The organism is Nocardia sp. NPDC060220 (genome assembly GCF_042727815.1).
Lineage (GTDB): Bacteria > Actinomycetota > Actinomycetes > Mycobacteriales > Mycobacteriaceae > Nocardia.
Map to the genome: position 1 here is coordinate 1 of NZ_JBHWZY010001159.1, position 1,730 is coordinate 1,730.

Sequence of the window (1,730 nt, forward strand, 5' to 3'; positions counted from 1 at the left end):
CGCCCAAGCAGGTCGACGGCCTCACCCGAAACCTGCTGGCACAGCGCGAGATCCGCGCGACTGTTGACGCGGTGGCCGAGACCGGCGCACGGGTGCGCTACCTCGCGGTCGACATCACCGACGCCGACGCCACCGAGCGGGCACTCGCGCCGGACGCGGGCCGGATCACCGGCATCGTGCACGGGGCAGGCGCCCTCGCGGATTCCCTGCTCCCCGCCAAGACGGCCGACGACATCCGTCTCGTCCTCGCGACCAAGCTGGACGGGCTGTACAACGTGGTCACCGCCTTGCGCGAGGCCACGCTCGGGCACCTCATCCTGTTCGGGTCGGTGGCCGGGGTGTACGGCAATCCGGGTCAGGCCGACTACGCGGTCGCCAACGAAGCCCTCAACCGGGCGGCGGTGAGCTGGCGACGGCAGGGTCTGGCCGGCCACGTCACCACCGTCAACTGGGGTGCGTGGGACGGCGGCATGGTGACTCCGCAGTTGCGCGAAGTCTTCCTCGCCCGCGGTGTCGCGCTGCTCGGGATGGACGCCGGAGCCCGGATGTTCGCCGAACAGTTCGCCCCCGGTCGCGCCGACGACGTGTCGGTGCTGGTCGGTCCCGCGGCACCGCTGGCCACGGCCGTGACCCTCACCCCGACAAGCTCTTTCACCACTCACCGTGATCTCGCGCCGCTGGCCGGCGACGCGGTGATCGGTGATCATCGAGTCGGCAAGTTCCCGGTGTTCCCGGCGGCCGCCGGACTCGGCTGGGCGATCAATGTGCTCGAGCGCGCCAACCCCGGCCTGCGGGTGGTGGAATGCACCGGCTTCGAGGTACTGCGGGGCATCGTCTACGACGGCAAGGACGAACGCTCCTACCGGCTCGAGGCGCAGGCGGGGATCGTCGTCGACGATCGCCTGAGCGTCACGGTCTGGATCCGCAGCGACGAACCGGGCAAGACACTGGCGCCGTCGCACTTCACCGGCACCTTCCTCCTCGCTGCTGAAACATGGCCCGCCCCCGTCGTTTCCGATTGGCCGGGCTACGCGATCGGTGTGGGACCGGAGAACGGGCTCGACGTCTACCGTGCCGCGGACCTGTTCCACGGGCCGCTGCTGCAGGGCGTGCGCCGCATCCTGGAACGAGCCGACCGCCGCCTCGTCGTGGAAGGCAAGCTCCCCGACGCTCGCCTCGGCACCGGCAACTACGCGGGGGCACTGCACAGTCCGGTGCTGGCCGACGTCGCGATCCAGGCCGGCGCGTTGCTCGGTGTGTGGTTCATGAACTCGGCCTGCCTGCCGCTGTCGATCGGGCGTATCGAGTACTTCGCCCCCCTGCCCGACGACAGTTCGTTCGTGCTGGTGGTCGACGACCTGCGTGCCAACGCGACCGGCACCGAGGTCACCGTGACCGTCACGGCGTGTGATCCGAACGGCACTGTGCTGCAGCGCTACTCCGATCTCGCCGTGATCGCCACTCCGGAGATGACCGAGAAGTTCGCCGAGGCCGTGCGGTTGCGCGAGCAGCGCGCGTGAGCATCGTCGATGTGAGGAATGGAGATCCGATGACCATCACACCACTGGACACCCTCGACTTCGACGGTGAGCCCTTCGACGTCCTCGCCTGGTCGCTGGCACTGGAGCCGGCCGTCAGCCCCGCCCCCCGATCGTCATCCACAGCGCCGGAGGCCCCGGCGCCCAGCTCGGCGGTGCCCGCGGTGCGACACACCACCGCACCGGCGCAGT

At 70.0% G+C, this 1,730-nt stretch carries 2 protein-coding genes; both read left to right on the plus strand.

Going from position 1 to position 1,730, the window contains the following annotated elements:
- On the plus strand, positions 1 to 1,520 hold a 1,520-nt coding region (locus ACFWF3_RS34775), incomplete at its 5' end, for an SDR family NAD(P)-dependent oxidoreductase (protein ID WP_379318311.1).
- Positions 1,521 to 1,549: 29 nt separating this feature from the next.
- Positions 1,550 to 1,730 (plus strand): hypothetical protein (locus ACFWF3_RS34780; protein WP_379318313.1); only part of this gene is annotated, 181 nt, incomplete at its 3' end.